Origin of the sequence: Streptomyces sp. NPDC012466 (genome assembly GCF_042955215.1) — a bacterium.
In the GTDB taxonomy this organism is placed as follows: Bacteria; Actinomycetota; Actinomycetes; order Streptomycetales; family Streptomycetaceae; genus Streptomyces.
Genome location: NZ_JBIBEQ010000001.1, coordinates 123,820 through 141,181 on the forward strand (window position 1 = coordinate 123,820; position 17,362 = coordinate 141,181).

The 17,362-nt window shown below is 71.8% G+C and carries 14 protein-coding genes and 2 pseudogenes; 9 read left to right on the top strand and 7 right to left on the bottom strand.

Annotation, left to right across the window (positions count from 1 at the left end):
- Nucleotides 1-15 precede the first annotated feature (15 nt).
- The 3 genes from ACFY9E_RS00570 to ACFY9E_RS00580 are packed head-to-tail and all read right to left on the bottom strand — an operon-like array spanning nucleotide 16 to nucleotide 3,555.
- A complete protein-coding gene (locus tag ACFY9E_RS00570) occupies nucleotides 16-1,008 on the bottom strand; it encodes an ABC transporter permease (protein WP_390977909.1) in 993 nt (330 codons plus the stop codon).
- A complete protein-coding gene (locus ACFY9E_RS00575; protein WP_390977911.1) occupies nucleotides 1,001-2,041 on the bottom strand; it encodes an ABC transporter permease in 1,041 nt (346 codons plus the stop codon). The genes ACFY9E_RS00570 and ACFY9E_RS00575 overlap by 8 nt, the downstream gene beginning before the upstream one ends.
- A complete protein-coding gene (locus ACFY9E_RS00580; RefSeq protein ID WP_390977913.1) occupies nucleotides 2,038-3,555 on the bottom strand; it encodes an ATP-binding cassette domain-containing protein in 1,518 nt (505 codons plus the stop codon). The genes ACFY9E_RS00575 and ACFY9E_RS00580 overlap by 4 nt, the downstream gene beginning before the upstream one ends.
- A gap of 261 nt (nucleotides 3,556-3,816) precedes the next feature.
- Here ACFY9E_RS00580 and rhaI point away from each other — a divergent pair, with 261 nt between their 5' ends.
- The 6 genes from rhaI to ACFY9E_RS00610 all read left to right on the top strand — a co-directional run bounded on the left by rhaI (nucleotide 3,817) and on the right by ACFY9E_RS00610 (nucleotide 11,562).
- Entirely contained in the window at nucleotides 3,817-4,977 is a 1,161-nt protein-coding gene (gene rhaI, locus ACFY9E_RS00585) for an L-rhamnose isomerase (protein WP_390977915.1), read from the top strand.
- Nucleotides 4,978-5,087: 110 nt separating this feature from the next.
- Nucleotides 5,088-7,127 (top strand): bifunctional aldolase/short-chain dehydrogenase, encoded by a 2,040-nt coding sequence (locus ACFY9E_RS00590; protein WP_390977917.1) that lies wholly within the window; start codon nucleotides 5,088-5,090, stop codon nucleotides 7,125-7,127.
- On the top strand, nucleotides 7,124-8,572 hold the full coding sequence (locus ACFY9E_RS00595; protein WP_390977919.1) for an FGGY-family carbohydrate kinase: 1,449 nt from the start codon (nucleotides 7,124-7,126) through the stop codon (nucleotides 8,570-8,572). Before ACFY9E_RS00590 ends, ACFY9E_RS00595 begins: the two co-directional genes overlap by 4 nt.
- Before the next feature lie 100 nt (nucleotides 8,573-8,672).
- Complete coding sequence (locus tag ACFY9E_RS00600; RefSeq protein WP_390977921.1) at nucleotides 8,673-9,428, top strand: heterodisulfide reductase-related iron-sulfur binding cluster; 756 nt, start codon at nucleotides 8,673-8,675, stop codon at nucleotides 9,426-9,428.
- Entirely contained in the window at nucleotides 9,425-10,903 is a 1,479-nt protein-coding gene (locus ACFY9E_RS00605) for a LutB/LldF family L-lactate oxidation iron-sulfur protein (RefSeq protein ID WP_390977923.1), read from the top strand. Before ACFY9E_RS00600 ends, ACFY9E_RS00605 begins: the two co-directional genes overlap by 4 nt.
- A complete protein-coding gene (locus tag ACFY9E_RS00610) occupies nucleotides 10,900-11,562 on the top strand; it encodes an LUD domain-containing protein (protein ID WP_390977925.1) in 663 nt (220 codons plus the stop codon). Before ACFY9E_RS00605 ends, ACFY9E_RS00610 begins: the two co-directional genes overlap by 4 nt.
- Here the strand turns inward: ACFY9E_RS00610 and ACFY9E_RS00615 are convergent.
- Both ACFY9E_RS00615 and ACFY9E_RS00620 read right to left on the bottom strand, forming a co-directional pair.
- A pseudogene (locus tag ACFY9E_RS00615) lies at nucleotides 11,541-11,702 on the bottom strand (SDR family oxidoreductase); the annotation flags it as partial. The gene ACFY9E_RS00610 and the pseudogene ACFY9E_RS00615 sit on opposite strands and share 22 nt — an antisense overlap.
- Before the next feature lie 325 nt (nucleotides 11,703-12,027).
- Nucleotides 12,028-12,600, bottom strand: coding sequence for a TetR family transcriptional regulator (locus ACFY9E_RS00620; protein WP_390977927.1), 573 nt, complete (start codon nucleotides 12,598-12,600; stop codon nucleotides 12,028-12,030).
- 145 nt (nucleotides 12,601-12,745) lie between these two features.
- On the opposite strand from ACFY9E_RS00620, the gene ACFY9E_RS00625 reads away from it, so the two are divergent.
- Nucleotides 12,746-13,603: an AAA family ATPase gene (locus ACFY9E_RS00625; RefSeq protein ID WP_390977929.1), complete on the top strand. Its 858-nt coding sequence runs from the start codon at nucleotides 12,746-12,748 to the stop codon at nucleotides 13,601-13,603.
- Entirely contained in the window at nucleotides 13,600-14,958 is a 1,359-nt protein-coding gene (locus ACFY9E_RS00630; RefSeq protein ID WP_390977931.1) for a VWA domain-containing protein, read from the top strand. Before ACFY9E_RS00625 ends, ACFY9E_RS00630 begins: the two co-directional genes overlap by 4 nt.
- Here the strand turns inward: ACFY9E_RS00630 and ACFY9E_RS00635 are convergent, their stop codons facing one another.
- Nucleotides 14,959-15,663, bottom strand: a complete 705-nt coding sequence (locus ACFY9E_RS00635; protein WP_390977933.1) for an SDR family oxidoreductase — start codon at nucleotides 15,661-15,663, stop codon at nucleotides 14,959-14,961. It lies immediately after the preceding gene.
- A 213-nt stretch (nucleotides 15,664-15,876) separates the two neighbouring features.
- Between ACFY9E_RS00635 and ACFY9E_RS00640 the strand changes: the two are divergent.
- Nucleotides 15,877-16,853 (top strand): annotated as a pseudogene (locus ACFY9E_RS00640) (NAD(P)-dependent alcohol dehydrogenase).
- 115 nt (nucleotides 16,854-16,968) lie between these two features.
- Here the strand turns inward: ACFY9E_RS00640 and ACFY9E_RS00645 are convergent.
- Complete coding sequence (locus ACFY9E_RS00645) at nucleotides 16,969-17,328, bottom strand: cupin domain-containing protein (RefSeq protein ID WP_390977935.1); 360 nt, start codon at nucleotides 17,326-17,328, stop codon at nucleotides 16,969-16,971.
- Between the last annotated feature and the right edge of the window lie 34 nt (nucleotides 17,329-17,362).

Here is a 17,362-nt window from a genome sequence, read left to right on the forward strand (position 1 = left end):
ACGAGGAAGGGCTGGTTACGAGGTGGGAGTCGAGGCGGCTCTGCGGCCCGCCCTCGCTGTGGAGATCTGCCGTACGACCCGGGGGCCGAGCACGGACAGCACGAGCAGGACGCCGGTGACGACGATCTGGGACTGGGCGGACACGTCCTGGAGGCTCATCACGTTCTGCAGCGCGCCGAGGAGGAACACCCCGGCGATCGCGCCGCCCAGCGTGCCCTTGCCGCCGTCGAAGTCGATGCCGCCGAGCAGGACGGCGGCCACGACGGACAGTTCGAGGCCGGTGGCGTTGTCGTAGCGGGCGCTGGCGTAGTGCAACGCCCAGAAGATGCCGGTCAGCGAAGCCATCAGGCCGGTCAGCGTGAACAGGATCAGCTTCTGCCGCCTGACCCGGATGCCGGCGAACCGGGCGGCCTCCTCACTCGCGCCGATCGCGAACAGCGACCGCCCGAACGGTGTGGCGTGCAGCGCGACCACCGCGATGGCGAGCAGGACGAGGAACGGCAGGAAGGCGTACGGGAGGAACGTGTCGCCGATGCGCCCGGCCGCGAAGTCCAGGTACTGCGTCGGGAAGTCGGTCACCGCGTCGGACCCGAGCACGATCTGCGCGATGCCCCGGTATGCGGCGAGGGTGCCGATGGTGACGGCGAGGGACGGCAGTCCCAGCCTGGTCACCAGCAGCCCGTTGACCAGACCGCACACCACACCGAGCAGCAGGCAGATCGGGATGATCGTCTCGATGGTCATGCCCTGGTTCCACAGCGCGCCCATCACGGCACCCGACAGACCGGCCGTGGAGGCGACCGACAGGTCGATCTCACCGGAGACGACCAGCAGGGTCATCGGCAGGGCGATCAGCGCGATGGGCAGCGTGTTGCCGATCAGGAAGGACAGGTTGAGCGCGTTGCCGAACCCGTCGACGAACCCGAAGGAGAACAGCAGGACCACGATCAGGAGTGCGCCGACCACCGTGTCCCAGCGGACCGCTCGGCTCAGGGAGATGTCAGCCATGGCGGGCGTTCCTCTTCTTCAGGGCGGAGGCCACGCGCAGCGCGACGACCCGGTCGACCGCGATCGCGAGGATGAGCAGGATGCCGTTGATCGCGAGCACCCAGACGGAGCTGACGCCGAGGGCGGGCAGCACGCTGTTGATGGAGGTCAGCAGCAGGGCGCCGAGGGCCGCGCCGTAGACGCTGCCGGAGCCGCCGGTGAAGACGACACCGCCGACCACGACCGCGCTGACGACGGTCAGTTCGTAGCCGGTGCCGGTGCCGGAGTCGACGTTGCCGAACCGGGCCAGGTACATCGCGCCGGCGAGTCCGGCGAGCGCGCCGCAGAAGGTGTAGGCGGCGAGGATCCGCTTGCGGACGGGGATGCCGGCGAGGCGGGCGGCCTCGGGGTTGGAGCCGAGCGCGTACAGCTCGCGGCCGCTGGCGAAGTGCCGGAGGTAGTAGGCGGTGGCGATGAGCACGGCCAGCGCGATCAGCGCCAGGTACGGCACCGCCGAGATGCCCCCGGAGCCGAAGTCGACGAATCCGCCGGGCAGGTCGGCCGCGGTGATCTGGCGGGAGCCGACCCAGATGGAGTCGATGCCGCGGATGATGTAGAGCGTGCCGAGGGTGACGACGAGCGCGGGCACCTGGCCGAGGCTGACGAGCAGTCCGTTGAGCAGTCCGAAGCCGATGCCGAGCAGGACCGCCAGGGCGATCGCCACGACGGAGTCGCCGCCGCCCTGGAGATACGTGCCGGCGGCGAACGCGCTGATGCCGAGCGTGGATCCGACGGACAGGTCGACGTTGCGGGTGATGACGACGAGGGACTGGCCGGTGGCGACCAGGACCAGGATGGTCGCGTTCAGCAGCAGGTCCTTGATGCCCTGTTCGGACAGGAACTCGCTGTTGCCCGCCTGGGTGACGCCGATCATCACCAGGAAGACGAGCAGGATGGCGAGTTCGCGCATCTTGAAGACGCGGTCGACCAGCCGGGTGCCGCTCGACTCGGGCACGTCGGCCACGGGGGCTTCTTGCGGGGTGACGACCGTCATGCGGCGGCCCTCCCGGTGGCTGCGGCCATCACGGTTTCCTCGGTGGCGTCGGAGCGTGGGATCTCGGCGGTGAGGCGGCCCTCGTGCATCACCAGCACGCGGTCGGCCATGCCGAGGATCTCGGGCAGGTCGGAGGAGATCATCAGGACGGCCACGCCGTCGGCGGCCAGCTGCGACAGCAGCCGGTGCACCTCGGCCTTGGTGCCGACGTCGATGCCCCGGGTCGGCTCGTCGACGATCAGCACCTTCGGGCCGGTGGCCAGCCACTTGGCGAGCACGACCTTCTGCTGGTTGCCGCCGGAGAGCGTGTTGACCGTGTCGGCGATCCGGGCGTACTTGACCTGGAGCTTGACGGCCCAGTCGAGGGAGCGGCTGCGCTCCGCGCCGCGGTCCATCAGCCCGGCCTTCACGGTCGTACGCAGCCCGGTGAGCCCGATGTTCCGCTCGATGGACATGTCCATCACCAGGCCCTGGGCGCGGCGGTCCTCGGGGACCAGGGCGAGTCCGGCGGCCATGGCCGCGGAGGGCGCGCCGTTGACCAGGGCCTCGCCGCGGACGGAGACCTCGCCGGCGTCCCAGCGGTCGATGCCGAACACCGCCCGGGCGACCTCGGTGCGCCCGGCGCCGACGAGTCCGGCCAGGCCGACGATCTCGCCGTGCCGGACCTCGAAGGAGACGTCGGTGAAGACCCCCTCGCGGGTCAGCCGGCGCACGCTCAGGGCGACCTCGCCGGGCGTCACGTCCTGCTTGGGGTAGAGCTCGTCGAGGTCGCGGCCGACCATGCGGCGCACGAGGTCGTCCTCGGTCATGCCGTCCAGGGGCTCGCTGGTGATCCAGGCGCCGTCGCGCAGGGTGGTGACCCGCCGGCAGATCTCGAAGATCTCCTCCAGCCGGTGGGAGATGAACAGCACGGCTGCGCCCTGGTCGCGCAGGGTGCGGACGACGCCGAAGAGGCGGGCGACCTCGCTGCCGGTGAGGGCGGCCGTCGGCTCGTCCATGATGAGGACGCGCGCGTCGAAGGAGAGGGCCTTGGCGATCTCGACGATCTGCTGGTCGGCGATGGACAGGCCGCGGGCGGGCCGGTCGGGGTCGAGTTCGACCCCGAGGCGCTTCATGAGGGCGGCGGTCGCGTTGTGGGTGGCCTTGTGGTCGATCCGGCCGAGGGCGCGGCGCGGCTGGCGGCCCATGTAGATGTTCTCGGCGATCGACAGGTCGGGGAAGAGCGTGGGCTCCTGGTAGATCACGGCGATGCCGGCGTCGCGGGCGTCGCCGGGTCCGTGGAAGGCGACGGGCGCACCGTCGAGCAGCACCTGGCCGGCGTCGGGGCGGTGCACTCCGGCGAGGGTCTTGATCAGGGTGGACTTGCCGGCACCGTTCTCACCGGCGAGTGCGTGCACCTCCCCGGGGAACAGCTCCAGGGAGACGTCCCGCAGTGCGCGGACCGCTCCGAAGGACTTGGAGACGTCCCTCAGTGCGAGAACCGGGGCCGGACCCGTGGTGGACGGGTGGGTCATGAGGGCTCCTCGACGACGCCGGCGGGTCGGCCCTCTCGGCGTCGTGAAAGGTTTCAACTGGGTTGCCGGGACGTTAGGCGGGCCGCGCATGTCACGTCAATGGGTTCCGGTCGAAAAAGTTTCGAGGACGCAAGGTCGCACATGGGTCACGGAAGAGCGTCTTGGCGGGAGGGGTTGACACCCCTTCGGGGGGCCCATAGCTTCGCGTCCTGAATCGTTTCATTCAGTGGTCGTCACGACCCGATGTCACAGGAGCCTGACGTGACCGAGCTCGCCGCGGCGAAGGCCGCTCTCAAGACACAGGCCGTCGAGACGCCGTCGTGGGCGTACGGGAACTCGGGCACACGGTTCAAGGTGTTCGCACAGCAGGGCGTGCCGCGCACCCCGTTCGAGAAGCTGGACGACGCGGCGAAGGTCCACGAGTTCACCGGCGTCGCCCCGACGGTGGCCCTGCACATTCCGTGGGACAAGGTCGACGACTACGCGACGCTGGCGAAGCATGCCGAGCAGCGGGGCGTGAGGCTCGGGGCGATCAACTCCAACACCTTCCAGGACGACGACTACAAACTCGGGAGCATCTGTCATCCGGAGGCCTCCGTGCGGCGGAAGGCCGTGGATCATCTGCTGGAGTGCGTCGACATCATGGATGCGACGGGCTCGACGGATCTGAAGCTGTGGTTCGCCGATGGGACGAACTATCCCGGGCAGGACGACATCCGGGGGCGGCAGGACCGGCTGGCCGAAGGGCTGGCCGAGGTCTACGAGCGGCTCGGGGACGGCCAGCGGATGCTGCTGGAGTACAAGTTCTTCGAGCCGGCCTTCTACACGACGGATGTGCCGGACTGGGGAACCGCCTACGCCCACTGCCTGAAGCTCGGGCCGAAGGCGCAGGTCGTCGTCGACACGGGGCATCACGCGCCGGGGACCAACATCGAGTTCATCGTGGCGACCCTGCTGCGCGAGGGGAAGCTCGGCGGGTTCGACTTCAACTCGCGGTTCTACGCGGATGACGACCTGATGGTCGGGGCCGCTGATCCGTTCCAGCTCTTCCGGATCATGTACGAGGTCGTGCGGGGCGGTGGGTTCTCGCCCGACGTCGCCTTCATGCTCGATCAGTGCCACAACATCGAGGCGAAGATCCCGGCGATCATCCGGTCGGTGATGAACGTGCAGGAGGCCACGGCCAAGGCGCTGCTGGTCGATGGTGACGCGTTGGCCGCGGCGCAGCGGGCGGGCGACGTGCTGGAGGCGAACGCCGTGGTGATGGACGCGTACAACACGGACGTGCGGCCTCTGCTGCGTGAGGTGCGCGAGGAGATGGGGCTGGACCCCGAGCCGCTCGCCGCGTACCGGCGGTCCGGGTGGGCCGAGCAGATCGTCGCCGAGCGGGTCGGTGGGCAGCAGGCCGGTTGGGGGGCGTGAGCGCCTGCCGGGTTCTGTCTCCCTTCGGGCTGCGGGCCGGTTGTGGCTGGTCGCGCAGTTCCCGCGCCCCTGAGCAAGTCACCCACGTCCCTCGAGAGGAACACGTATCCATGGCTACCCATCCCGAAGCCGCCGCTCTGCTCGCTCGGTCGCATCGGCTCGGCTCCGATCCCCGGAACACCAACTACGCCGGGGGCAACGCCTCCGCCAAGGGCACCGAGACCGACCCCGTCACCGGTGGGGACGTCGAGCTGATGTGGGTCAAGGGGTCCGGCGGTGACCTCGGGACGCTGACCGAGGCGGGGCTGGCCGTGCTCCGGCTCGACCGGATGCGGGCGCTCGTCGACGTGTATCCGGGAGTCGAGCGCGAGGACGAGATGGTTGCCGCCTTCGCCTACTGCCTGCACGGCAAGGGCGGGGCCGCTCCCTCCATCGACACCGCGATGCACGGGCTGGTCGAGGCCGCGCACGTCGATCATCTGCACCCGGACTCGGGGATCGCGCTCGCCTGTGCCGCCGACGGGGAGAAGCTGACCGCGGAGTGCTTCGGGGACCGCGTGGTGTGGGTGCCGTGGCGGCGGCCCGGTTTCCAGCTCGGGCTGGACATCGCGGCCGTGAAGAAGGCGAACCCGCAAGCCATCGGGTGTGTGCTCGGCGGCCACGGGATCACCGCCTGGGGGGACACCTCCGAGGAGTGCGAGCGGAACTCGCTGCACATCATCCGGACCGCCGAGCGGTTCCTCGCCGAGCGTGGCAAGCCCGAGCCCTTCGGGCCGGTGATCGAGGGGTACGCCGCGCTGGGTGCCGCCGAGCGGCGGGAGCGGGCCGCCGCCCTCGCGCCGCACGTGCGGGCCCTCGCCTCGCAGGACCGGCCCCAGGTGGGACATTTCACCGACTCCGAGGTCGTGCTCGACTTCCTCGCGAGCGCGGAGCACCCGCGCCTCGCCGCGCTCGGCACCTCCTGCCCCGACCACTTCCTGCGCACCAAGGTCCGCCCGCTGGTGCTGGACCTGCCGCCGACCGCTCCGCTCGACGAGGCGATCGCCCGGCTGAAGGAGCTGCACGCGGACTACCGCGAGGAGTACGCCGCCTACTACCGGCGGCACGCCGAGCCGGACTCCCCCGCCATGCGGGGCGCCGACCCGGCGATCGTGCTGGTGCCGGGCGTGGGCATGTTCTCCTTCGGCAAGGACAAGCAGACCGCCCGGGTGGCGGGCGAGTTCTACGTCAACGCCATCAACGTGATGCGCGGGGCGGAGGCCGTGTCCGCCTACGCGCCGATCGAGGAGTCCGAGAAGTTCCGGATCGAGTACTGGGCGCTGGAGGAGGCCAAGCTCCAGCGGATGCCGAAGCCCAAGGCGCTGGCGACCCGGGTGGCGCTGGTGACCGGTGCCGGCAGCGGCATCGGGAAGGCCATCGCGCACCGGCTCGTGGCCGAGGGGGCGTGTGTGGTCGTCGCCGATCTCCACGCGGAGAACGCCGAGGCCGTCGCCGAGGAGCTGGGCGGGCCGGACAAGGCCGTCGCCGTGACGGTGGACGTCACCTCCGAGGAGCAGATCGCCGAGGCGTTCCGGGCGGCGGTGCTGGCCTTCGGCGGGGTGGACCTCGTCGTCAACAACGCGGGCATCTCGATCTCCAAGCCGCTGCTGGAGACCTCCGCCAAGGACTGGGACCTCCAGCACGACATCATGGCGCGCGGGTCCTTCCTCGTGTCGCGGGAAGCGGCGCGCGTGATGATCGCCCAGGAGCTGGGCGGTGACATCGTCTACATCGCCTCGAAGAACGCCGTGTTCGCCGGTCCCAACAACATCGCCTACTCCGCCACCAAGGCCGACCAGGCCCACCAGGTGCGCCTGCTCGCCGCCGAGCTGGGCGAGCACGGCATCCGGGTCAACGGGGTCAACCCGGACGGTGTCGTGCGCGGCTCGGGGATCTTCGCCGGCGGGTGGGGCGCCAAGCGGGCCGCCGTGTACGGGGTGGAGGAGGAGAAGCTGGGTGAGTTCTACGCGCAGCGGACCATCCTCAAGCGCGAGGTGCTGCCCGAGCACGTCGCGGGCGCCGTGTTCGCGCTGACCGGTGGGGACCTCACCCACACGACCGGTCTGCACATCCCGGTCGACGCCGGCGTCGCGGCCGCCTTCCTGCGATGAGCGCGGCTGTGAAGTCCTACGCCGCGGTCGACCTCGGCGCCTCCAGCGGGCGCGTCATGGTCGGCCGTGTGGGCCCGGACAGCCTGGAGCTCGCCGAGGCGCACCGCTTCCCCAACCGTCCCGTCCGGGTGCCCGAGGGGCTGCGCTGGGACGTGCTCGGGCTGTACGCCGGGGTGCTGGACGGGCTGAAGGCGGCCGGGCAGGTCGACTCCGTCGGCATCGACAGCTGGGCGGTGGACTACGGGCTGCTCGACGCGGACGGGGCGCTGCTCGGCAACCCCGTGCACTACCGGGACTCCCGTACGGAAGGGGTCGCGCAGAAGGTGTGGGCGACCGTGCCCGCGCAGGAGCTGTACGCCGCGACCGGGTTGCAGTACGCCCCCTTCAACACCCTGTACCAGCTGACCGCCGCGCGGTCGACGGCTCAGCTCGCCCAGGCCCGGCGGTTGCTGCTGATGCCCGATCTGCTGACGTACTGGCTCACCGGCGAGCAGGGCACCGAGCTCACCAACGCCTCCACGACCCAGCTGGTCGATCCGCGCACCCGCGACTGGGCGTACGGCGTCGCGGAGCGTCTCGGGATCGACCTCGGGCTGTTCGCGCCGCTGCGGCAGCCCGGTGACGCGGCGGGGCTGCTGCGGCCCGAGGTGCTGGAGGCAACCGGGCTCACCGGTCCCGTGCCGGTGACGGCCGTCGGGTCGCACGACACCGCCTCGGCGGTCGCCGCGGTACCGGCGTCGGGCGAGCGGTTCGCCTACATCTGCACGGGCACCTGGTCCCTGGCCGGTCTGGAGCTGGCGGCGCCGGTGCTGACCGAGGAGAGCCGGGCGGCCAACTTCACCAACGAACTGGGCCTGGACGGCACGGTCCGCTATCTGCGCAACATCATGGGGCTCTGGCTGCTCCAGGAGTGCGTACGGGCCTGGGGCGAGACGGATCTGGGCACGCTGCTGCTGGAGGCGTCCAGGGTGCACACGCTGCGGTCGGTGGTGGACGCGGGTGACGCGGCGTTCCTCGCGCCGGGGCGGATGCCCGAGCGGATCGCCGAGGCCTGCCGGGTCTCGGGGCAGCCCGTGCCCGAGTCGCCGGCCGAGGTGACGCGCTGCATCCTCGACTCCCTCGCCCTCGCGCACCGCAAGGCCGTCGAGGACGCCCAGCGGCTCGCCGGGCACGCGGTCGACGTCGTGCACGTCGTCGGGGGCGGTACGCGCAACGCGCTGCTGTGCCAGCTGACCGCCGACGCCTGCGGGCTGCCGGTGGTGGCCGGGCCGACGGAGGCCGCCGCGCTCGGGAACGTACTGGTGCAGGCGCGGGCGCACGGGCTGGCCGGCGACCTGGCCGGGATGCGGCGGCTGCTCGTGAACACACAGCCGCTCACGCGGTACGAGCCGCGCGGCGGGACCGAGCGGTGGCGCGCCGCACAGGACCGGCTCGCCGGGCACTGACGGGGTCTCCCCCGCTCCTCGTCCCCACCTACTCCCCCACTACGCTGAACGCGTGTGAGGGCCCCAGCATTCATCCGATGACCGACCACGAGGAGCCGCGATGCGTGTCGCCCTGTTCCTGACCTGCGTCAACGACACGCTCTATCCGGACACCGGGCGCGCCGTGGTGAAACTGCTGACCAGACTGGGCGTCGACGTCGACTTCCCGATGGCGCAGACCTGCTGCGGGCAGGCGCACTACAACACCGGATACCGTCACGAGGCCGAGCCGCTCGCCCGTCATTTCTCCGATGTCTTCGGCGGGTACGAGGCGATCGTGACGCCGTCCGGGTCGTGCGGGGCGATGGTGCGGGAGCTGTATCCGCGGATGGGCGAGCGGGCCCGGGCCGAGGGGCGCGGAGACACCCTCGCGGCCACGCTGGCCCCGGTGGTGCCCAAGACGTACGAGCTCACGGAGTTCCTGGTGGATGTGCTGGGCGTGACGGACGTCGGGGCGTACTACCCGCACAAGGTGACCTACCACCCGACCTGCCACGGGTTGCGCGGCCTCGGGCTCGGCGAACGGCCGCGGCGGCTGCTGCGGGCCGTGAAGGGGCTGGAGCTCGCCGAGCTGCCGGGCGCGGACGAGTGCTGCGGGTTCGGCGGCACCTTCGCGCTGAAGAACGCCGACGTCTCGGCGGCGATGGGCGCGGACAAGGTGCGCAATGCCGAGTCGACGGGCGCCGAGGTGCTGTGCGCGGCCGACAACTCCTGCCTGATGCACATCGGCGGGACGATGGCCCGGCTGCGGACCGGCATGCGGCCGGTGCACATCGCGGAGATCCTGGCGAGCACGGAGGAGGAACCGGCCGTATGAGCGGGACGTTCGTCGGCATGCCGGCGTTTCCGGAGGCCGCGCGGGAGGCGGTGGCGAACCCGACCCTGCGCGGCAACCTGCGGCACGCCACGCACACCATCCGCGCCAAACGGGCCAAGGCCGTCACGGAGGTGTCCGACTGGGCCGAGCTGCGCGAGGCGGGCAAGCGGATCAAGGACCACACGCTGCGCCATCTGGACCGCTACCTGGAACAGTTGGAGGAGTCGGTCACGGCCGCGGGCGGCGTCGTGCACTGGGCCGCCGACGCGGCCGAGGCCAACGACATCGTGACCCGGCTCGTGAAGATGACCGGCGAGTCGGAGGTCGTCAAGGTCAAGTCGATGGCCACGCAGGAGATCGGCCTGAACGAGGCGCTGGAGGCCGAGGGCATCCGTGCCTACGAGACCGACCTCGCCGAGCTGATCGTGCAGTTGGGCAAGGACCGGCCCTCCCACATCCTGGTGCCGGCCATCCACCGCAACCGGGGCGAGATCCGGGACATCTTCCGGTCCGAGATGAGCGAGTGGGGCCGTCCCGCCCCCGAGGGCCTCACCGACACGCCCGCCGAACTCGCCGAGGCGGCCCGGCTGCACCTGCGGGAGAAGTTCCTGCGCGCCAAGGTCGGCATCTCCGGCGCCAACTTCATGGTCGCCGAGACGGGCACCCTGGTGGTCGTGGAGTCGGAGGGCAACGGCCGGATGTGCCTGACCCTGCCCGAGACGCTGATCTCGGTCGTCGGCATCGAGAAGATCGTGCCGACGTGGCGGGACCTGGAGGTGTTCCTGCAGACCCTCCCCCGCTCCTCCACCGCCGAGCGCATGAACCCCTACACCTCGACGTGGACCGGCACGAGCGATCAGGACGGCCCGGGCACCTTCCATCTGGTGCTGCTGGACAACGGCCGCACCGACACCCTCGCCGACGAGGTCGGCCGGCAGGCACTGCGCTGCATCCGCTGCTCGGCGTGCCTGAACGTGTGCCCGGTGTACGAACGCGCCGGCGGCCACGCCTACGGCTCGGTGTACCCGGGGCCGATCGGCGCGATCCTCAGTCCCCAGCTGCGGGGCACCGCCAGCGAGATCGACGCCTCGCTGCCGTACGCGTCCTCGCTGTGCGGGGCGTGCTACGAGGTGTGCCCGGTCGCCATCGACATCCCCGAGGTGCTGGTGCATCTGCGGGAGCGGGTCGTTCAGGGCGGCGAGGTCACGCGGGAGGGCAACAAGGTGGTGCTGCGGCCCGCGAAGGGGCATGCCGCCGAGCGGGCGGCGATGCGGGCGGCCCGCTGGGCCTTCACCCACCCGGGCGCGCTGCGCACCGGCCAGCGCGCCGCCTCCCGTACACGCCGCTTCCATCCCCGTACGCTGCCCGGCCCCGGCCGGGCCTGGAGCGGGACCCGGGAGCTTCCGCCGGTGCCCGCCGAGCCGTTCCGGGACTGGTGGCAGCGCACGCGCGGTGGAAAGGACGGGGCGAAGTGAACAGCAGGGAACGGGTCCTGGGGCGGGTACGGCGCGCACTGGCGGACGTACCGCGGGACGACGCTCCGTATGAGCGGGCGGTGCCGCGTGACTATGTGCGGGAGCACGGGGACCGGAGTGTCGAGCAGACCGTCGAACTGCTCGCCGAGAACCTGGCTGACTACCGGGCGCTCGTGCACCGCACGGACGCCGGTGGTCTGCCCGCCCTGATCGCGGGGCTGCTGGAGAAGCACGGTTCGGCCTCGGTGCTCGTGCCGCCGGGACTGGACGAGGGGTGGCTGTCGGCGACCGGTGTGACACGGGTGGCGGACCGGGTGGAGAGCACCCCGGGCGAACTGGACCGGGTGGACAGTGTGGTGACGGCCTGTGCGGTCGCGATCGCCGAGACCGGCACTCTCGTGCTGGACGGCTCGCCCGACCAGGGCCGTCGCCGGATCACCCTCGTCCCGGACCACCACATCTGTGTGGTGCGCGTCCCCGGCCAGGTCGTGTCGTCCGTCCCCCAGGGGCTGGAACGCCTGGATCCGGCACGCCCGTTGACGTGGATCTCCGGGCCGTCGGCGACCAGTGACATCGAGCTGGACCGGGTCGAGGGGGTGCACGGTCCGCGCACGCTGGAGGTGGTGCTCGTGAGTCCGGGCAGGATCGAGTCGACGTAGCCGCCGTCGAGCCGCAGGGCACCGCCCGAGGTCGCCGAGGCCTGGTCGGAGGCGAGGTAGACGACCATGGCGGCGATCTCCTCCGGTTCGATCAGCCGCTGGAGCAGCGACTGCGGCCGGTGCTGCCGCATGATCGGGCGGCAGCGGCTCGCCGGGGCGACACCCGGGCAGGTGCGGGGCGTGGTGGGCGTCGAGGGACTGGTCCTGACGGTCACCGGTGTCCTCTTCGGCACCGCGGCGGCGCCGGCGGGGATCGTGCCGTTCACCGTGGTCCGCGCCGGGCGGCGCTGCGGGGCAGGCGTGCGGCGTACGGCTCACGGTCGTGGCGGTCGCCGCGGCGGTGACGACGGAGGACGGCCCGGCCACGGCCCGGCGGATTCCGCACACTCGGGCGGTGCGGGCGGTGGCGCCGGCCGCGTGAGCGGAGGACCCGGCGAGGGGGCGGGCGCTGCGCCGGCCGCCCCCTCACCGGGTGCCGGAGGCGTCCAGCAGCGCGGTCACGGTCGTCGTGGTCAGGCCGTCCAGTGTCTCGATCCTGGCTCCCGCCCGGGCGCTGGCCCCGTCGAAGACCAGCATCAGCTGGCGGGCGAGCAGCTCCGGGTCCCGCGCCCCGCCCTCCTCGGCCTGCGTGCGGAAGAAACCCAGCAGCCACTCCTTCGCCCCGCGGGCGACGACACTCGCCGGGTGCTCGGGGGCCTTCAGCTCGACCAGGGCGGCGAGATAGGGGCAGCCGAGGTAGGCGGGCTCGGCGGACGCCTTCTCCAGCCGTTCGAAGACGTGCAGGATCCTCTCGCGCGGGCTGCCCGCCTCCTCCCGCGGGCCGGGCGCGAGCCGCTCCTCGTACTCCGGCAGCCGCCGGGCCAGGCTCGCCGCGAGGACCTCGTCCTTGCCGGCGAAGAGCTGGTACATGGACCGCTTGGAGACCCCGGCGCTGCGGCACAGCGTCTCGACGCCGAGGGAGACGCCCTCGCGGTAGAACAGCTCGGCCGCCGCGTCGAGGAGCCGGTCCCTGGTGGACGCCTTGTCGGTTGTGGCCATACGGGCGAGAGTACCGCGCCGCGCCCCCGGGGGAAACCGATCGGTTTTACCGTCTGGTGGGACGGGGACCCCGTGACAGCGTGGGTGAACAAGCGCTTAGATAGTGCCCTGCCCGTCCGTCCGACGCCGCGTCCTGGAGGCCCCGTTGTTCACATCCGTCGACGACGTCTCCGCACGCCTCGCCGAGACCGGTTACCTCGCCTCGCCCGCCGTCGCCACGACCGTCTTCCTCGCCGACCGCCTCGGCAAGCCGCTCCTGGTGGAGGGCCCGGCCGGTGTCGGCAAGACGGAGCTGGCCAAGGCGGTCGCCGAGGTCGCCGGGGCACGGCTCGTCCGCCTCCAGTGCTACGAGGGGGTCGACGAGTCCCGGGCGCTGTACGAGTGGAACCACGCCAAGCAGCTCCTGCGCATCAGCGCGGGCCGCGACGAGACGTGGGACGAGGCCCGCACCGACATCTTCAGCGAGGAGTTCCTGCTCACCCGGCCCCTGCTGACCGCGATCCGGGGTGACGACCCCAAGGTGCTGCTGATCGACGAGACCGACAAGGCCGACGTCGAGGTGGAGGGCCTGCTGCTGGAGGTGCTGAGCGACTTCCAGGTGACCGTCCCCGAGCTGGGCACCATCACGGCGACGCGCCGCCCCTTCGTCGTCCTCACCTCCAACGCGTCCCGGGAGCTGTCGGAGGCCCTGCGCCGCCGCTGCCTCTTCCTGCACATCGGCTTCCCCGACGAGGAGCTGGAGCGCCGGATCGTACGGCTGAAGGTGCCGGGCCTCGACGAGACGCTGGCCCGCTCGGTCGTGCGGGTCGTGGGCGCGCTGCGGGCGATGGACCTGCGCAAGGTGCCGTCGGTCGCCGAGACCGTGGACTGGGCGCGCACCCTGCTCGCTCTCGGCGCCGGCACCCTGGACGAGACCGTCGTGCGGGCCACGCTCGGCGTGCTCCTCAAGCACCAGGACGACGTCCTCAAGGCGTCCGCGAAGCTCGACCTGGACGCCCTGTGACCACACCGGAGGGCGTCGCCGAACGGCTGACGTCCCTGGTCGGGGCGCTGCGCGCGCACGGCGTGCGGATCGGCACCGGCGAGAGCGTCGACGCGGCACGGGCGGTGGAGGAACTCGGCCTCGCGGACCGGGAGCTGCTGCGCGAGGGGCTCGCGGCCACGCTGCTGCACGGGCCCGGGCAGCGCCAGGTGTTCGACCCGGTCTTCGACCTCTACTTCCCGAGCGGTGTCGGCGGCCCCGAGCAGCGGGCGCCGGGGCGGGAGGAACTGCGGGACCGGCTGGTCGGCGCCCTGGCAGCCGACGACCGGGCGATGCTCAGCCGGCTGGCGATCGAGGCGGTCGACGGCTTCGGCGGCTACGGTTCCTCACCCGAGTCGGACGGCTGGTCGTCGTACCAGACGCTCGAACGGCTGCGGCCGCAGACGCTGCTGGCCCGTGTGCGCGACAACATCCGGGGGCAGGGCGGGAGTTCCGGATTCGCGGACCGGCTGCTGGAGGACGAGATCCGGCGGCGCATCGACGCCTTCCGCGCCCTGGTGGCCGCGGAGGCACGGCGGCGGGTCGCCGAGCGGCGCGGCCGGGACGAGATCGCCCGGCGGGCGGTCGCCCCGACCGCCGACCGGGTCGAGTTCCTGTTCGCCGGGCAGGACCGGCTGGCCGAGCTGCGCAGGACGGTCCAGCCGCTGGCCCGCAAACTCGCCACGCGCCTCGCGGCCCGGCGCCGACGCGCCTCCCGGGGCATGATCGATCTGCGGCGGACCCTGCGCGGTTCGCTGTCCACGGGCGGGGTGCCGATGAAGCCGGTGCTGCGCCGACGGCGTCCCGCCCGGCCCGAACTGGTGCTGTTGTGCGATGTGTCGGGGTCGGTCTCCGGCTTCTCGGACTTCACCATGCTGCTGGTGCAGGCACTGCACGACCAGTTCAGCAAGGTGCGCGTGTTCGCCTTCGTCAACCGGATCGACGAGGTGACCGGGCTGCTGGAGCACGGCAGGGCCGACCCGGAAGGACTGGGCGTCCGCATCCAGGCGGAAGCGGCGGTCACGGGCTATCACGGCAGCAGCGACTACGGCATGGCGCTGGGCGAGTTCGCCGAGCGGTACGGGGACGCGGTCGGTTCGCGCACGACGGTCTTCGTCCTCGGTGACGCCCGCACGAACCGCAGCGACCCGAATCTGCCCGCCGTCCGGCGGATCGCCGAACGCGCCCGTCGCGTGCACTGGCTGAATCCCGAGCCGCGCTCCCGCTGGGGCACCGGCGACTCCGTCGCGCCCGCCTACGCCGAGCTGGTCGAGATGCACGAGTGCCGCACCGCCCGGCAGTTGAGCGCGCTGGTGGCGCGGCTGCTGCCGGTGTGATCAGGCGGCGGCGAGCTGCGGGTACAGGGCCGCGGGGTCGGCCGCCAGCCCGGCCTTGACCTGCCGCGAGACGTCGTCGGCCAGGACCTCGTAGGCGCCGGACGCGATGCCGTCGAGGGCCTGGGCCGCGACGGATGCGGCCGTGGACTTGGGGGCGTCGACGCCGACGGTCATGTCCGTGTCGACGTAGCCGACATGGAGGCCGGTGACGTCGATGCCGCGCGGCTTCAGGTCCAGGCGCAGCGAGTTGGTCTGCGACCAGAAGGCGGCCTTGGAGGCGCTGTAGGAGCCGGCGAGGCCGATCCACGACAGCACGGAGTGGACGTTGAGGATGTGGCCGCCGCCGTTGCGCTCGATGACGGGGACGAAGGCCCGGGTCACCAGGAGCGGCCCGTAGAAGTTGGTCTCGAATTCCCGGCGCACGTCCTCCACGGGCGAGTCGAGGAAGTTCGCGTTCACCGAGGCACCGGCGTTGTTGATCAGCAGGGTGACGTCCTGCGCCTGCTCGGCCGCCGCGGCGACGGACGCGGGGTCGGTCACTTCCAGGGCCAGCGGCACGGCGTCGGGGTGGGTGACGGTGCGCGGGTCGCGGGCGGTGGCGTACACCTTCCGCGCGCCCCGCTCGTACAGGGCCTCGACCAGTGCCCGGCCGATGCCGCGGCTGCCGCCGGTGACGAGTGCGACGGAACCTTCGATGGCGGTCATGCGAGTCTCCCATGATGTTCTCAGCTTGGAAACCGATCGGTTTCCCATGCCGGGAAGCGTAAACCGATCGGTTTCCGAGGGCAAGGGGAGGGACAGGCGGACGGGCGTTGTCTTCCGGGGACAGGCATCCGGCCTCCGGGAAAGATCAGGGTGCGTCCCCGATGGCCCGCGCCCGGGTGTCTTCCTACGCTCGCCGTGAGCGGAGGGGGTCTCATGAAGGCAGTGGTGCAGGACCGGTACGGCTCGGCCGACACGCTGGAGTTCCGGGAGGTCGACCGGCCGGTGCCGGGCGCCGGTGAGGTGCTGGTGCGGGTGCACGCGGCCTCGGTCAACGCCTACGACTGGCACTTCATGCGCGGCGACCCCTGCTCGGCCGGGGCGTGATGGGGTTGCGCAGGCCCCGGACGGCGGTGCGGGGGCGGGACTTCGCGGGCCGTGTCGAGGCGCTGGGCCCCGGGGTCACGGGGCTGGAGCCCGGTGACGAGGTGTACGGGGAGGCGGACGGCGCGTTCGCGGAGTACGTGTGCGCGCGGGACGGCGAGGTGGGCCTCAAGCCCGCCAACCTCACGTTCGAGCAGGCCGCCGCGGTGCCGCTGGCGGGGAACACCGCCCTCATGGCCCTGCGCGACGCCGCCGGTGTGCGGCCGGGGCAGGCGGTCCTGGTGAACGGGGCCTCCGGCGGCGTGGGCACGTTCGCCGTGCAGCTCGGCAAGGCCCTCGGAGCGGACGTGACGGCGGTGTGCAGCACGCGGAACGTGGACCTGGTCCGCTCACTGGGCGCGGACGGGGTCGTCGACTACACGCGGGAGGACTTCGCCCGCAGCGGGAGGCGGTACGACGTCGTGCTGGACCTGGTGGGCAACCGCTCGCTCGGGGAGTTCCGGCGTGTGCTGACTCCCTCCGGGACGCTCGTCCTGTCCGGCGGAGGGGTGTACGAGGGCGGCAGCGTCGTGGGGCCGATGGGGCTCTTCCTCAAGCGCCGGATCCTGGCTCCCTTCGCACGCGGCCAGCGGCTGCTGGAGGTCTCGGCGCGGCAGAGCAGGGCCAATCTGGCGGTGCTGCGGGAGCTGGCCGAGTCCGGGAAGATCGCCCCGGTCGTCGAGCGGACGTATCCGCTCAGCGAGGCGGCCGAGGCGATCCGGTACCTGGAGGTGGAACACGCGCGGGCGAAGGTGGTGGTCACCGTGTGACGCGCGGGTGCCGGTGCGAGGACCTGTCGTCCGCATCAGGCCGGGTGTGAGGCTCGGCGCCAGCAGCCGACCCGGGCGGTGCCAGGCCCCGCCACGCAGGGATGATCCAAACGACCTAGTCCTTCTTGGCGTACTCCTTGGCCATGCTGCCCGCGAAGTCGTACACCACGCACTGCTCGTCGCCGACGACCCAGGCGTCGTGGCCGGGCGAGCAGACGAACACGTCGCCGGGTCCCACCTCGCTCTCCGCGCCGTCGTCCATGCGGATGTGCATACGGCCCGAGACGACATAGCCGTTGTGGTGGATCCGGCAGCTGTCCGTCCCGGCGATCGGGGCCACGGACTCGGACCAGCGCCAGCCCGGTTCGAAGGTGGCCACGGCGAAGTCCAGTCCTGTCATGTGGACGGCTTCCAGGTGGCCTCGGGGGTAGTCGCGCCGCTCGTCCGGCTTGTCGAGCGTCTTCACTTCAAGCATGACGCTCCTCCTCGGTGAGGGTGGGCTTCCATCG

Bases quoted from the DNA above. Each gene is read 5' to 3' on its own strand.
- ACFY9E_RS00570 (WP_390977909.1), bottom strand. From the start codon at position 1,008: ATGGCTGACATCTCCCTGAGCCGAGCGGTCCGCTGGGACACGGTGGTC.
- ACFY9E_RS00575 (WP_390977911.1), bottom strand. From the start codon at position 2,041: ATGACGGTCGTCACCCCGCAAGAAGCCCCCGTGGCCGACGTGCCCGAG.
- ACFY9E_RS00580 (WP_390977913.1), bottom strand. From the start codon at position 3,555: ATGACCCACCCGTCCACCACGGGTCCGGCCCCGGTTCTCGCACTGAGG.
- ACFY9E_RS00590 (WP_390977917.1), top strand. From the start codon at position 5,088: ATGGCTACCCATCCCGAAGCCGCCGCTCTGCTCGCTCGGTCGCATCGG.
- ACFY9E_RS00595 (WP_390977919.1), top strand. From the start codon at position 7,124: ATGAGCGCGGCTGTGAAGTCCTACGCCGCGGTCGACCTCGGCGCCTCC.
- ACFY9E_RS00600 (WP_390977921.1), top strand. From the start codon at position 8,673: ATGCGTGTCGCCCTGTTCCTGACCTGCGTCAACGACACGCTCTATCCG.
- ACFY9E_RS00605 (WP_390977923.1), top strand. From the start codon at position 9,425: ATGAGCGGGACGTTCGTCGGCATGCCGGCGTTTCCGGAGGCCGCGCGG.
- ACFY9E_RS00620 (WP_390977927.1), bottom strand. From the start codon at position 12,600: ATGGCCACAACCGACAAGGCGTCCACCAGGGACCGGCTCCTCGACGCG.
- ACFY9E_RS00635 (WP_390977933.1), bottom strand. From the start codon at position 15,663: ATGACCGCCATCGAAGGTTCCGTCGCACTCGTCACCGGCGGCAGCCGC.
- ACFY9E_RS00645 (WP_390977935.1), bottom strand. From the start codon at position 17,328: ATGCTTGAAGTGAAGACGCTCGACAAGCCGGACGAGCGGCGCGACTAC.